The following is a 14,021-nucleotide window of genomic DNA, read 5'->3' on the forward strand; positions in this document are numbered from 1 at the left end:
GAAACATGGGCATCAAAGCTGAAGAAATCAGTGGACTTATAAAGCAGCAGATGGAGAATTACCAATCTGCAATGGAAGTTAGCGAGGTAGGTACAGTTATCACAGTTGGTGACGGTATCGCTCGTGCTCATGGCCTCGACAACGTCATGGCTGGAGAATTGCTTGAGTTCTCTACTGGTGTACTTGGTATGGCACAAAACTTGGAAGCGAACAACGTAGGTATCGTTATCCTTGGACCAACTAAAGGCATCAATGAAGGCGATGAAGTGCGTCGTACTGGCCGTATTATGGAAGTACCAGTTGGTGAAGAATTGATCGGTCGTGTTGTCAATTCACTAGGTCTTCCTGTTGATGGTTTAGGACCAATCAACACTACAAAATCTCGTCCAATCGAAAGCCCTGCTTTCGGAGTAATGGATCGTAAATCAGTACACGAACCATTACAAACAGGTATTAAAGCGATTGACGCATTAGTTCCAATTGGTCGTGGTCAACGTGAGTTAATCATCGGTGACCGTCAAACTGGTAAAACTACTGTTGCAATCGATACAATTTTAAACCAAGCAGACCAAGATATGATTTGTATCTATGTTGCTATCGGTCAAAAAGAATCTACTGTTCGTGGCGTAGTTGAAACACTTCGTCAACACGGTGCACTAGATTACTCAATCGTTGTAACTGCATCTGCATCTCAACCATCACCATTATTATACCTAGCTCCTTATGCTGGTATCTCAATGGCAGAAGAGTTCATGTTACAAGGTAAACATGTATTAATCGTATATGATGATTTATCTAAACAAGCATCTGCTTACCGTGAACTTTCATTACTTCTTCGCCGTCCGCCAGGTCGTGAAGCTTACCCAGGGGATGTATTCTACTTACACAGCCGCTTATTAGAACGTGCTGCTAAGTTGAATGAAAAATATGACTGTGGTTCAATCACAGCACTTCCATTCGTTGAAACACAAGCAGGGGATATCTCAGCTTACATTCCAACAAACGTAATTTCTATTACGGATGGACAAATTTTCTTACAATCTGATTTATTCCACTCAGGTGTACGTCCAGCGATCAACGCAGGTCTTTCTGTATCACGTGTAGGTGGTTCAGCTCAAATTAAAGCAATGAAAAAAGTTGCGGGTACACTACGTCTTGACTTAGCTGCATTCCGTGAGCTTGAATCATTTGCTCAATTTGGTTCTGACCTAGATAAAGCTACTTCAGCTAAATTAGAACGTGGTAAACGTACTGTAGAAGTTCTAAAACAAGACCTTCACAAACCTATTAAAGTTGAAAAACAAGTTACAATTCTATATGCACTAACAAAAGGATTCTTAGATGATATTCCTGTACAAGATATCGTTCGTTTCGAAAGCGAATTATACGCTTGGTTAGATGCAAATGACGAAAGCCACAAAAACGTTTTAAATCATATCCGTACTACTCAAGGACTTCCATCTGATGAAGACATGGCAGAAACTTTAAATGCTTTCAAAAAAACTTTTGCTAAATCAGAATAAGATCTGATAGTTTTACGTCAATATAAAATAAACGGTAAGGTGGTGAAATACCAGTGGCATCATTACGCGACATAAAAAAACGTATCACATCGACTAAAAGCACAAGTCAAATCACGAAAGCGATGCAGATGGTTTCTTCTTCTAAAATGACACGTGCTGAAGCAAACGCTAAAGCTTACGTTCCATATATGGAGAAAATTCAGGATGTTGTAGCTGCAATTGCAGCAGGTACTCCAGACGGATCACACCCGATGTTAGTATCTCGTCCAGTTAAGAAAACGGCTTATTTAGTTATTACTTCTGACCGTGGTCTTGCAGGTGGTTATAACAGTAACGTAATTCGTACTGCTAAAAACGCTATGGATGAACGACACAACTCTAAAGATGAGTTTGTGATCATCGCAATCGGCCGTATGGCAAGTGAATTCTTTGCGAAACGTGGATATAACGTAGTAGATGAAGAAATTGGTCTACCTGACCAACCTTTATTTGCTGACATTAAACAAATCGCTCGTAAGGCTGTTGGTATGTTCACTGATGGTACATATGATGAACTTTATATGTACTACAGCCACTTTGTCAGTGCCATTCAACATGAACCAACTGAGAAAAAGGTACTGCCAATTACAGACATCGCAGCATCAAGCACAACTGCATCTTATGAATTCGATCCATCTGGTGAAGCAATTCTTGAAGTATTGTTACCACAATACGCAGAAAGCTTAATTTATGGTGCGTTGCTCGACGGTAAAGCTAGTGAACATGCTTCACGTATGACAGCAATGAAGAGCGCAACCGATAATGCAAACGAACTTATTAGTTCATTAACACTTGTATATAACCGTGCACGACAAGCGGCTATTACACAAGAAATTACAGAAATCGTTGGTGGAGCTGCAGCCTTAGAATAGGCGCTCTCCAGCTTCTGTAATGCAAGTACGATAGGAGGGGAAAAGTATGAAAACAGGACACGTTCTTCAAGTAATGGGTGCCGTTGTTGACGTTCAATTCGACAACTCATCATTACCGGAAATTTACAACGCGCTTACTGTAGAAATTAAACGCCCTGGTGAAGAGCCTCAAACACTTACTCTTGAAGTAGCACTTCACCTAGGAGACAATGCTGTCCGCACTATTGCTATGTCATCTTCAGATGGCTTACAACGTGGCGCAGTAGTAACAGACCTTGGTGCTCCAATCTCAGTTCCAGTTGGTGACATCACTCTTGGACGTGTATTCAACGTACTTGGTGAAACAATCGATTTAGCGGGAGAAATTCCAACAACTGAACGCCGTGACCCAATTCACCGCGAAGCACCAACATTTGAAAACCTTTCAACTCAAGTTGAAATCCTTGAAACAGGTATCAAAGTAGTAGACTTATTAGCACCATATATTAAAGGTGGTAAAATCGGTCTATTCGGTGGTGCCGGTGTAGGTAAAACTGTATTAATCCAAGAACTTATTAACAACATCGCTCAAGGACACGGTGGTATCTCCGTATTCGCAGGTGTAGGTGAACGTACTCGTGAGGGTAACGATTTATTCTTCGAAATGAGCGACTCAGGCGTTATTAAGAAAACAGCAATGGTATTCGGTCAAATGAACGAGCCACCAGGCGCACGTATGCGTGTAGCTTTATCTGGTCTTACTATGGCTGAATATTTCCGTGATGAACAAGGTCAAGACGTACTTCTATTCATCGATAACATTTTCCGTTTCACTCAAGCAGGTTCTGAGGTTTCTGCGTTATTAGGTCGTATGCCTTCTGCCGTAGGTTACCAACCAACTCTTGCTACTGAAATGGGTCGTTTACAAGAACGTATTACGTCAACAAACAAAGGTTCTGTAACTTCTATCCAAGCGATCTATGTACCAGCCGATGACTATACTGACCCGGCTCCGGCTACAACTTTCGCCCACTTAGATGCAACTACTAACCTTGAGCGTAAACTTTCTGAAATGGGTATCTACCCAGCGGTTGATCCATTGGCTTCAACTTCTCGTGCACTATCACCAGATATCGTTGGTGTTGAACACTATGAAGTTGCTCGTCAAGTTCAACAAACTTTACAACGTTACAACGAATTACAAGATATCATCGCTATCCTAGGTATGGATGAATTATCTGATGAAGATAAATTAACAGTTGACCGCGCTCGTCGTATTCAATTCTTCTTATCTCAAAACTTCCACGTAGCGGAACAATTCACTGGTCAAAAAGGTTCTTATGTACCTGTTAAAGAAACTGTTAAAGGTTTCCGTGAAATTCTTGAAGGTAAATATGACAAATTACCAGAAGATGCATTCCGTCTAGTTGGTCGTATTGAAGAAGTTATCGAAAAAGCGAAAAGTATGGGTATTGAACTTTAATACTAGGGACGAGGAGGAAAAAATATGAAGACCATAACAGTCAACATTGTCACTCCCGACGGCCCAGTATACGATTCAGAAGTCAACATGGTGATTGCTAAAACTGTAACGGGTGAGATGGGTATTTTACCTGGTCACATCCCTACAGTTGCGCCACTAGTAGTAGGTGCTGTACGTCTGGATTCAGACAAGCAAACTGAATTAGTAGCAGTTAGCGGCGGTTTTGTTGAAATTCGTCCTGATAAAGTAACGATTTTAACTCCTTCAGCTGAAACAGTAAGCTCAATCGATCTTGCTCGTGCAAAAGAAGCGTTAAATCGCGCTGAACAGCGACTACAAAGTAAACAAGATGGCATTGATTTCAAGCGTGCTGAATTTGCACTTAAACGCGCTATGAACCGTATCAACGTTAAAGAGGGTAACATCTAATCTTTATAAATTAGAAATGCGGGCAGAATTCTTCTGCCCGCTTTTTTAAGATTTATTTAAAAGGAGATGACAAGTGTGGATATAACAGCATCAATTGGTCAAAATGCACTAATTAGCATTATTTCACATATATTTTTTATAGGGATCTCATTCTATGCATTACAAGCAATTATGTTTGAAAAAGTGTTTAAAAAGAATCACGTGTTTCAAATACAGTTGCTATTTATTTTATTAAGTATCGCAATTGGATCATCTGTTTCGAATTTTTTCTTAACATTTTCTGGATGGTCAAGTCAACTTCCGTATCTCTTTGAGTAACTTGTTTTATATGGAAAACAAATTATAATATAATATTTCTAGATTATCGGTTATTTTGACAAGATACGCTAAAATTTTTGAACTCTTACAGAGGGAACGCTTTCATTATTGCTATTTATTTGTTATGGTTGAATTTGTGAGAGTATATTATTATTTTTCCATATAGAATAATCATTACCCAGGAAATATTTTGTGGAAATTTGTTTTATTTAGATAATAATTGGGTATATAAAATGGGCGTCTAGTTTTCTAAAATCAGACACCATTTGCGCTAGCTTTGCGTAAAGTATAATGTCTATAGTTAATTGTTATCACTTTATTAAATAGTTTGTTGGATACTTGCCATGAGGCAAAAAAGAAGGTAACATGTTATATGCTTTGTTTACTAATTATTGACATCATACAATAGAAATTTATCGACTGAAATATATAATAAATGGATACATGGGTTCGGAGGGACAAATGGTGGAGAAAATCATTGTTAAAGGCGGTAATACCTTAACTGGTAACGTTCGAGTTGAAGGGGCAAAAAATGCCGTATTACCTATATTGGCGGCTACATTACTTGCGTCAAAAGGAAAAAATATTATTAAAAATGTGCCAAATTTGGCCGATGTGTATACAATCGATGAAGTATTAAAAAGTTTAAATGTAGATTTATCATTTTCACCTGAAACAAACACAGTAGAAATTGATGCAACTAAACAATTATCATCTGAAGCACAATTTGAATATGTACGTAAAATGAGAGCTTCAATTTTAGTAATGGGACCTCTATTAGCACGTAATGGCTTTGCACGCGTAGCTATGCCGGGTGGTTGTGCAATCGGATCACGACCAATTGATCAACATCTAAAAGGCTTTGAACTAATGGGCGCGAAGATCTCAATGGGACACGGCTATGTAGAAGCAACAACTGAAGGACGCTTACACGGAGCTAAAATTTATTTAGACTTCCCAAGCGTAGGTGCTACTGAAAATATCTTAACTGCTGCAGCTTTAGCAGAGGGTACTACATTTATCGAAAATGCTGCTAAAGAGCCGGAAATTGTGGATTTAGCTAACTTTATTAATGAGATGGGTGGTAAAGTTGTTGGCGCTGGTACTGACACAATCCGTGTAGAGGGCGTTAAAGAACTATATGGTACAACTCATTATATTATTCCTGATCGTATTGAAGCTGGTACATTTATGGTAGCAGCGGCGATTACAGGTGGAGATGTACTAATTGAAAATGGCATCGCTGAACATATGACAGCACTTGTTGCGAAAATGCGTGAAATGGGTGTTGAAATTACAGAAGAAGGCGAAGGTTTACGTATCCGTTCAAACGGACCTTTAAAAGCTGTAGATATTAAAACAATGCCACATCCAGGCTTCCCAACAGATATGCAATCTCAATTGATGGCTTTAATGTTGAAAACAACTGGTACGGGTGTTATTACTGAAACAGTATTTGAAAATCGCTTTATGCACGTTGAAGAGTTTAGACGTATGAATGCTTCTGCGAAAATTGATGGTCGTTCTGTTATTATCGATGGCCCATGTGATTTACAAGGTGCAGAAGTTGCAGCGACAGATTTACGAGCAGCAGCAGCACTTATTCTTGCAGGATTAGTAGCTGAAGGAATTACGCGTGTTTCTGAATTGCATCACTTAGATCGTGGATATGTTAATTTCCATAAAAAGCTTGCCGCTTTAGGCGCTGATATTGAAAGAGTATCGACGATTGAAAAAGCATCTGTAGAATTTCAAACAAATTAAACTAGCATAATACTAAAACGTTTAAGAGCTTAATTGCTCTTGAACGTTTTTTTCGTATAACGACGAATGCCTCAGCATAGAATGGCATATGAAAAAAATCCTTCTAATACCCATCAGCCTTTTTGTCGTTATCCTTTTGTTTGTGCTACCGATTGTTAGTATGCATTTTTATCCTAAAAATTTCACAAACGTATCTACTACGCAACAGACTCAGAAGAAACAACAAGAAAACGAGCCGCCTTGTGAAGTTTACATTACTGTGGAAGGAATTAAAGACCCCCTACCTCTGGAACAATATGTTGCTGGAGTTATAGCAGCTGAAATGCCCTCTAGCTTCCACTTAAAGGCACTTGAAGCACAAGCTATAGCTTCACGCACATTTGTCCTTAAAGTCACGGAGAATGGCCAGAAAGCGATAAAACCGAGTGTTCTCCATCAAGTCTTTGAATCAAAACAGCAAAGAAAGAAAAAATGGGGAGCAAATTTCAATAAGAACGAGAAAAAATTACAACAAGCTGTAGCTACTACAGCAGGTGAAATACTCACTTATAACGGTGAATTAATCACGGCTATGTTCTTTTCAACAAGCAATGGTAAAACAGAAAGTGCAGAAGAATACAGTGGACAAGATATTCCGTATTTACAAACAGTTACTGTAGAAGGCGAAAAAGAATTGTCTCCAAATTACATTCAAAACACAGACTTTTCTCTAACACAGTGGAATGCTGCCTTCAATTTTAAATGGTCTGCTGAACAACTAAACACTATTAAACTAACGAGAAACAGTTCTAATCGTGTTCAAATGATGCAAGTGGGAAGCTACAGTTGGACAGGCCGGGAAATCCGGGAAAAGCTTAATATCCCTTCTACGGACTTCAGAATTTATTGGAACCCATCTCAAAATAAGATTACTGTTACAACAGTAGGGTACGGCCACGGAGTAGGCATGAGCCAATACGGTGCGGAGGCTTTGGCGAGGGAGGGGGTCAAAGCAAAGGACATCTTAAAGCACTTTTATAAGAAAGCTTCTATTACTTCCATAAAAAATAATAAAAACATATGTTTAAACTGAAGCGTTATTGTCTAGAATGACGTTGAGGTGATGACAATGAGGGAAGAAAAAACACCAAACCCTTCTCCGAAAAAAGGTAGTGTCACAACAAAGCGTTGGTTTTGGCCTACTATTTATGCAAGCTTTTCAATTCTGTTAGTAGGACTTGTATGGGGATATAGTGCTTATACAAACCCAGACACTAACAACGCTACGAATTTAGCAAGTAAAGGCGAGACAGGTACATCAGTTGAAACAAATGCTAAGGCAGAGTCTATGAAATACCCATTCCAACAGGATCTTTTAGATGAAGTAGCAATCGTACAAGACTTTTACGATGTCGAAGCAGATGAAAAAACGAGAGAAGGCGCATTGCTTGTGTTCAATCAAACGTTCACTACGAGCAACGGTATCTCACTTTCAGTTGATGGGAAACCATTTGAAGTATTATCAGTTATGAGCGGTAATGTAGAGGAAGTGAAGATGGATCCATTCATCGGCAACGAAATCGTTATTGCACATCCAAATGGTACAACGACGAAATATAGCTCTGTAGGCGATATCAAAGTTAAAAAGGGCGACAAAGTTTCACAAGGACAAGTACTTGGTAAAACAATCGAAAACGAGTGGAATCCTACAGCAGGTAATCACTTATACTTCGAAGTTTTGGAAGATGGGGTTAATGTTAACCCTAAAAAAATCTTACCTTTTTAAATTTAGCTGAATAATGTCATTTATCAACGAAATAAGGAATGCTTAGTTCTTAAAAGCTCCAAGCAAACATAAGTTGAAGAAACGTTCGTACATTGTGGAAAGGAAGAGAATGTGCACGAACATATTCGCAACCGCTGTTTGAAACTTGGGTTTATGTTGAAAGAAACGAGGCAAACCGTAAGAGCGATGGCACAAATTACAGGCTATTCAAAAAGCACTATTCATAAAGACTTAACAGAACGTCTCAATGAAGTAAATGAAGAGTTGGCCAAGGAAGTTAGTGAAATTCTGGCGTACCATAAATCGGTACGTCACATACGAGGTGGGGAGGCTACAAGGAAAAAATGGTTAGCCCGACAATCGACTATGGAGAAGGCATCGAAGTAGGCAATATGCTTCGATGTCTTTTTACGTTATTAGGAAAATGAAAACGTAGATCTAGATTGAAAGAAAACCTTTAACAAGCCGTTCATATAAGCTATCTCCATAAAATATGTAGATGTAATTTCCCCCTTGATATGATAAAATATTCTAGATAATTACATATATAAAATGTACGATAAATGCTGTTATGTGAAGGAAGGGGAAAGTTCCATGTTTTCTAAGGATATTGGGATTGATTTAGGAACTGCTAATGTATTAATCCATGTTAAAGGTAAGGGAATCGTTTTAAATGAACCATCTGTTGTTGCGATAGATAAAAATACAAACAGAGTGCTTGCTGTAGGAGAAGAAGCACGTAAGATGGTAGGGAGAACACCAGGCAATATTATTGCGATTCGACCATTAAAAGACGGCGTAATTGCTGATTTTGATATTACCGAAGCGATGTTAAGACACTTTATAAGTAAACTAGACGTTAAAGGATTTCTCTCAAAGCCACGTATTTTAGTTTGTTGTCCAACAAATATTACAAGTGTTGAACAAAAGGCTATTCGTGAAGCAGCAGAGAAATCTGGTGGTCGTAATGTCTACTTAGAAGAAGAGCCAAAAGTAGCTGCTATTGGAGCTGGAATGGATATTTTCCAACCAAGTGGGAATATGGTTGTTGATATTGGTGGAGGCACTACAGATGTTGCTGTACTATCAATGGGAGATATCGTTACTTCTGAATCCATTAAGGTTGCAGGAGATGTATTCGATAATGATATCTTACAATATATTAAAAAAGAATATAAATTACTAATTGGGGAACGTACAGCCGAATCAATTAAAATGACGATCGGTACAGTGTATGCCGGTAGCCGAGAAGATGAGATGGACATTCGAGGACGAGACATGGTAACAGGCTTACCAAGAACAATTACAATTGGTTCTGCTGAAATTGAAAAGTCTTTACGTGAATCGATTTCAATGATTGTACAAGCAGCTAAAAACGTATTAGAAAAAACACCTCCTGAACTATCAGCAGACATTATTGACCGCGGTATTATGATTACTGGTGGTGGAGCATTATTGCACGGTCTTGACCAATTATTAACGGACGAGTTAAAAGTACCAGTACTTTCTGCAGAGAATCCAATGAACTGTGTTGCTGAAGGAACAGGCATTATGCTCAACAATATGGACAAAGTATCAAAACATATTTGATTTGTAGCCGAAATAAAGAAAGTATAGAAATCGCATATACTTTAATTTATTGATGAAAGGGTGATTACAATGTTTCGTGGGTTTTATACAGTAGCTACAGGAATGATTGCGCAACAGCGACGTACTGAATTACTGTCAAATAATATTGCCAATGCCAACACACCAGGTTATAAAGCAGACCAATCTACAATTCGTTCTTTCCCAGATATGCTTATGTCGCGTATGACTAAGTCAGGTACAAATTTAGAGAGTGGACTAAACACAACAACCAATAATCAGATTGGTGCATTAAATGCAGGCGTATATATGCAAGAAACATTACCAGACTATTCACAAGGTCAAATTACAGCCACTGATTTAACCACTGATGTTGCTTTAGTTGATAACCAATTACCGACAGATGCAGAAACAGGCGCTAAAGGTGCAATATTCTTCCGTTTAGAGCATCCTACAGAAGGAGAAACGTATACACGTAACGGTAATTTCACTTTAGATCCACAAGGCTACTTAACAAATGCACAAGGTCTTTATGTGTTATCAGATAGAGGTCAGCGTATACAGTTGCAAAATGATGATTATCAAATTATGGATGACGGTCGTATTATCGGAGCTGGAGAACAAGAAGTAGCACGTATCGGCGTATCATACGCAGCACAGCCAGATACACTTCAAAAGCAAGATAACGGACTATATCGTACATACAACGGTGAAGATTTACCATCTGCATACACAGTAAATGGTGTCAGCTTTAATTTAAAACAAGGTTATATTGAACGCTCAAATGTTGATGCTAGTAAAACGATGACAGAAATGCTGACAGCATACCGTGCATTCGAAGCAAATCAAAAGGTTTTACAAGCCTATGACCGTAGTATGGATAAAGCCGTTAACGAAATTGGCAAAGTGTAACAGAAACAGTATTTTTGAAATACATAGGAGGGCTATGATATGCTACGTACAATGATTTCCGCTTCCAACACGATGTCTCAATTACAACAACAGCTTGATACAATTGGCAATAACTTAGCGAATAGTAATACGCATGGTTTCAAAGCTAAGGAAGCAAAGTTTGGCGAATTATTATATCAACAATTTAACAATGACAAGTCTGATAAGACAGAGCGCCAATCTCCAATAGGAATTCGTATTGGTGTTGGGGCACAACTTGCTCAAGCACAAACGGTTTGGAAGCAGGGGAATATTCAAACGACAGAACGTTCTCTCGACTTTTCATTCACAAAGCCGAAGCAATACTTGAATATCATCATGCCAAATGGTGAAAATGGCGACCGTACAGTCTATACACGCCAAGGGGATTTATATATATCAACCGATGATTATAACAATGCCATGCTAGTAAATGCAGATGGCTATCCAGTTGCTGGTGCTGATGGAAATCCAATTATTTTCCCTGAAAACGTAAAGGAATTTGGTATGAAAGACAATGGTGAACTGAATATTACTTTTGATGACGGTTCAAAACGTACAGTAGAACTTGCTGTTACGGAGCTTCAACGTCCCCAACTAATGGAACATATTTCGGGTACATACATCGGTCTCCCTACAAACTTAAATGAATTAGGTGTGACAGAAGGTGAAGTCCTTCGTAATTTACAAGGTGCAGACCGTGCTGAGATTGGATTACAAAACGGTTCTTTAGAAATGTCGAACGTAGATACGTCTAAAGAAATGACTGAGCTTATTAATACACAAAGATCTTATCAATTTAATGCTAGAACGATTACTTTATCAGATCAAATGTTAGGTCTTATTAACGGCATTCGATAAAGCAATCTGAACAGAGGAGAAAAACAAGTTATGACAAACAATATGAAAAAAAACGCGACTGAGCCTAATACTTCAAAGCCAATGACTCGTAAAGAAGCAAAAATCGAGAGAGAGGTTAAAGAAGAAGTTAATATGAAATGGTGGTCAAATTTACGACTATTCCCAATCGGGATGCGAATCCTTGTCGTATTCATTTTGCTTGTCATAGCGGCTGTGTCAGGTGCAATGATTGGTTATAGTGTTATTGGTGAAGGCGATGCATTAGATACACTGAAAGTCTCTACATGGCGCCATATATTTGATATTATGAACGGCGTAGTGGACAAATAATCATTATTTCTTCAGAACCTTTCATATTAGGAGGACTAAAATGTTAACTGCAGATCAAATTCAAGCGATTTTACCTCATCGTTATCCTTTTTTACTTGTAGACCGTATTCTTGAACTGGAAGAAGGAAAAAGAGCGGTAGGTTTAAAAAACGTTTCAATTAATGAGCAATTTTTCAATGGTCATTTCCCAGGATACCCTGTGATGCCAGGTGTTTTGATTATCGAAGCACTTGCACAAGTTGGTGGAGTAGCGCTATTGAAGTCTGAAGAGTTCAAAGGACGATTAGCTTTCTTAACAGGAATTGATAATGCGCGTTTTAAACGTCAAGTAATTCCTGGTGATCAACTTCGTTTAGAAGTAGAATTTACTAAATTACGTGGTGTGATGGGTAAGGGACATGCTAAGGCAACAGTTGACGGGGAGCTAGTTTGCGAAGCAGACATTTTATTTGCAATTGGACCAGTACAAAAAGCATAAAATAAAGTTCAAATCACTTTTTTTTAGGATAGTTTCCTTCTTTCGGGACAAGATATGTTATATCGCACGTATAGTGTGTGATGGATATGACATTGCAGAAAGGAGGGAACTTTTTTATGTGGATTAAACCTGCAGCAGTGCTATTGCTTGGTTCACTTTTACTCGTTGGATGTAATACTAATAAAGCAAACGAGCCTCTAAAAAACGAAACGCCAATGGAGCGTGTCGAGGATGATGTTAATAAAGGAGTGGAAAACGTTACGCCAGACGTTCATGACGAACGTGTGAATGAAACGGTACCAGGTGACAATAAAGTCATAGACGAGAAGACAACAAATGAGAAAATCATAGACGAAAACGTAACACCAAATGATGAAATCGTCGAGGATAATCTTAATAAAGATCATAGAGACAATAGATAAAAAAAGATTAACAAAAAACTCGGCATAGTATAAATATGCCGAGTTTTTATCGTTTCTTACGGTATTATTCGTGGTCTATTTTTCATATCCGTTTTAAATTGATTTAAAAGTGCATCACCTTCATGACCCTCATCAATTAGCTTAGCCAGTAGTAGCTCCGCATATTGACGACGTATCGTTTTTAGTGTTCCTTTCAGCAATACGGAAACTTGATTGTCTATTTCCTTCACGGCATTTACGACAACCCTAAAGGCAGCTGGTTCATTGTCTGGATAAGAAATAACTGCGCGCACTTCTAAAATTTCATCGGTTCCTAAATAAGGCTCAAAAACAGCTTTATATTGGCGATCCATATACATTTCCAAAACCCATGATTTATGGCTATTCTCTTGATTGATAATGATGCCATCTGTTAAAGGAAATGACTTCAACTGATCATCCTGTAACAATTCAATAGAGAGCATTTTAAACGTTTTCACTAAAACTAACCACCATCCTTTATGTAATGTATTATGTCCATTATAACATATACCTAAATGTTCCAATTTTCACTTTTGTACAGTCATTCTAAAATAGAAAACCTATATAAGACAACAGTTTACAGGAAAGTACTTAAATTGACACGTTTAAAAAGCTAATTATACATACCAAAAATAGCCCAAAATCTATTTTTAAGACTTTGCGTAATTACTCATTCCAGAATAAGATGAACTTACATTCAAGCAAAAGGAGGTGAGACATTGAATCAAGTTTCGTTAGTAGGAAGGATTACAAAGGATCCTGAACTAAGAAAGTTACATGAAGGGAAGGTTCAAACTAACTTTATTCTTGCTGTAAATCGAAACTACAAAAATCAAAACGGAGAAATAGAAGCTGATTTCATCTTCTGTACAGCATGGGGAAGGCTGGCAGATAACGTTGTGAAGTATTGTGGCAAAGGATCACTAATAGGGGTTAGTGGCCGCGTACAATCACGCTCTTATCAAAAGGAGGATGGCAAAAGAATCTATATAACGGAAGTCATTGGAGAGGACGTCCGTTTTCTCGTTTTGAAAGACAGGGAAGGTAGACATGAACAAGTCGCTTCAGAAGCGGGTCTAACGACACGACAAGCATCTGTAGCAGAATTCACAAAAGAATTTCATTTACCTAATACTGAAAAAGAAAAATTACCGATTGTTTAATCCATATCCCTATTGGAAGACCGCACCAATAGGTCCATAATTTCTTAATTGAATTAC

General features: G+C 38.3%; 17 protein-coding genes. 16 read left to right on the forward strand and 1 reads right to left on the reverse strand.

Annotated features, from left to right (window positions below; all coding sequences use genetic code 11):
• Positions 1-5 precede the first annotated feature (5 nt).
• The 15 genes from atpA (at position 6) to ACQKM9_RS00465 (ending at position 12,780) form a co-directional block, all read left to right on the forward strand.
• Positions 6-1,523: a F0F1 ATP synthase subunit alpha gene (gene atpA, locus ACQKM9_RS00395; RefSeq protein WP_427731640.1), complete on the forward strand. Its 1,518-nt coding sequence runs from the start codon at positions 6-8 to the stop codon at positions 1,521-1,523.
• A 53-nt stretch (positions 1,524-1,576) separates the two neighbouring features.
• On the forward strand, positions 1,577-2,434 hold the full coding sequence (gene atpG, locus ACQKM9_RS00400) for an ATP synthase F1 subunit gamma (RefSeq protein ID WP_038180030.1): 858 nt from the start codon (positions 1,577-1,579) through the stop codon (positions 2,432-2,434).
• 46 nt (positions 2,435-2,480) lie between these two features.
• Positions 2,481-3,896 (forward strand): F0F1 ATP synthase subunit beta, encoded by a 1,416-nt coding sequence (atpD, locus tag ACQKM9_RS00405; RefSeq protein ID WP_427731642.1) that lies wholly within the window; start codon positions 2,481-2,483, stop codon positions 3,894-3,896.
• 24 nt (positions 3,897-3,920) lie between these two features.
• The gene (locus ACQKM9_RS00410; protein ID WP_427731644.1) at positions 3,921-4,325 is read left to right on the forward strand and encodes a F0F1 ATP synthase subunit epsilon; all 405 of its coding nucleotides are present in this window, start codon (positions 3,921-3,923) and stop codon (positions 4,323-4,325) included.
• Between the two features lie 81 nt (positions 4,326-4,406).
• Entirely contained in the window at positions 4,407-4,643 is a 237-nt protein-coding gene (locus tag ACQKM9_RS00415) for a DUF1146 family protein (protein WP_370588367.1), read from the forward strand.
• A gap of 465 nt (positions 4,644-5,108) precedes the next feature.
• Positions 5,109-6,407: a UDP-N-acetylglucosamine 1-carboxyvinyltransferase gene (murA, locus tag ACQKM9_RS00420; protein ID WP_427731646.1), complete on the forward strand. Its 1,299-nt coding sequence runs from the start codon at positions 5,109-5,111 to the stop codon at positions 6,405-6,407.
• A gap of 88 nt (positions 6,408-6,495) precedes the next feature.
• Positions 6,496-7,479 carry a stage II sporulation protein D gene (spoIID, locus tag ACQKM9_RS00425; RefSeq protein ID WP_427731648.1) on the forward strand — a complete coding sequence of 328 codons (984 nt, stop codon included), beginning with the start codon at positions 6,496-6,498 and terminating at the stop codon, positions 7,477-7,479.
• 36 nt (positions 7,480-7,515) lie between these two features.
• Positions 7,516-8,172: a peptidoglycan DD-metalloendopeptidase family protein gene (locus ACQKM9_RS00430; RefSeq protein ID WP_427731650.1), complete on the forward strand. Its 657-nt coding sequence runs from the start codon at positions 7,516-7,518 to the stop codon at positions 8,170-8,172.
• Between the two features lie 111 nt (positions 8,173-8,283).
• Positions 8,284-8,559 (forward strand): sporulation transcriptional regulator SpoIIID, encoded by a 276-nt coding sequence (locus tag ACQKM9_RS00435; RefSeq protein WP_038180010.1) that lies wholly within the window; start codon positions 8,284-8,286, stop codon positions 8,557-8,559.
• A 207-nt stretch (positions 8,560-8,766) separates the two neighbouring features.
• Positions 8,767-9,762 (forward strand): rod shape-determining protein, encoded by a 996-nt coding sequence (locus ACQKM9_RS00440; protein ID WP_427731652.1) that lies wholly within the window; start codon positions 8,767-8,769, stop codon positions 9,760-9,762.
• 69 nt (positions 9,763-9,831) lie between these two features.
• Positions 9,832-10,671, forward strand: coding sequence for a flagellar hook-basal body protein (locus ACQKM9_RS00445; RefSeq protein WP_427731654.1), 840 nt, complete (start codon positions 9,832-9,834; stop codon positions 10,669-10,671).
• Positions 10,672-10,710: 39 nt separating this feature from the next.
• A complete protein-coding gene (locus tag ACQKM9_RS00450; RefSeq protein ID WP_427731656.1) occupies positions 10,711-11,550 on the forward strand; it encodes a flagellar hook-basal body protein in 840 nt (279 codons plus the stop codon).
• Positions 11,551-11,580: 30 nt separating this feature from the next.
• Positions 11,581-11,880: a DNA-directed RNA polymerase subunit beta gene (locus ACQKM9_RS00455; protein WP_427731658.1), complete on the forward strand. Its 300-nt coding sequence runs from the start codon at positions 11,581-11,583 to the stop codon at positions 11,878-11,880.
• A 40-nt stretch (positions 11,881-11,920) separates the two neighbouring features.
• On the forward strand, positions 11,921-12,358 hold the full coding sequence (fabZ, locus tag ACQKM9_RS00460; protein ID WP_427731660.1) for a 3-hydroxyacyl-ACP dehydratase FabZ: 438 nt from the start codon (positions 11,921-11,923) through the stop codon (positions 12,356-12,358).
• Between the two features lie 116 nt (positions 12,359-12,474).
• Positions 12,475-12,780 carry a hypothetical protein gene (locus ACQKM9_RS00465; protein WP_427731662.1) on the forward strand — a complete coding sequence of 102 codons (306 nt, stop codon included), beginning with the start codon at positions 12,475-12,477 and terminating at the stop codon, positions 12,778-12,780.
• Between the two features lie 56 nt (positions 12,781-12,836).
• Here ACQKM9_RS00465 and ACQKM9_RS00470 read toward each other — a convergent pair whose 3' ends face one another.
• Positions 12,837-13,259, reverse strand: coding sequence for a YwpF family protein (locus tag ACQKM9_RS00470; RefSeq protein WP_427731664.1), 423 nt, complete (start codon positions 13,257-13,259; stop codon positions 12,837-12,839).
• A gap of 261 nt (positions 13,260-13,520) precedes the next feature.
• On the opposite strand from ACQKM9_RS00470, the gene ACQKM9_RS00475 reads away from it, so the two are divergent.
• The gene (locus ACQKM9_RS00475; RefSeq protein WP_427731666.1) at positions 13,521-13,964 is read left to right on the forward strand and encodes a single-stranded DNA-binding protein; all 444 of its coding nucleotides are present in this window, start codon (positions 13,521-13,523) and stop codon (positions 13,962-13,964) included.
• Positions 13,965-14,021: the final 57 nt, after the last annotated feature.

Origin of the sequence: Viridibacillus sp. NPDC093762 (genome assembly GCF_050279675.1) — a bacterium.
GTDB lineage: Bacteria > Bacillota > Bacilli > Bacillales_A > Planococcaceae > Viridibacillus.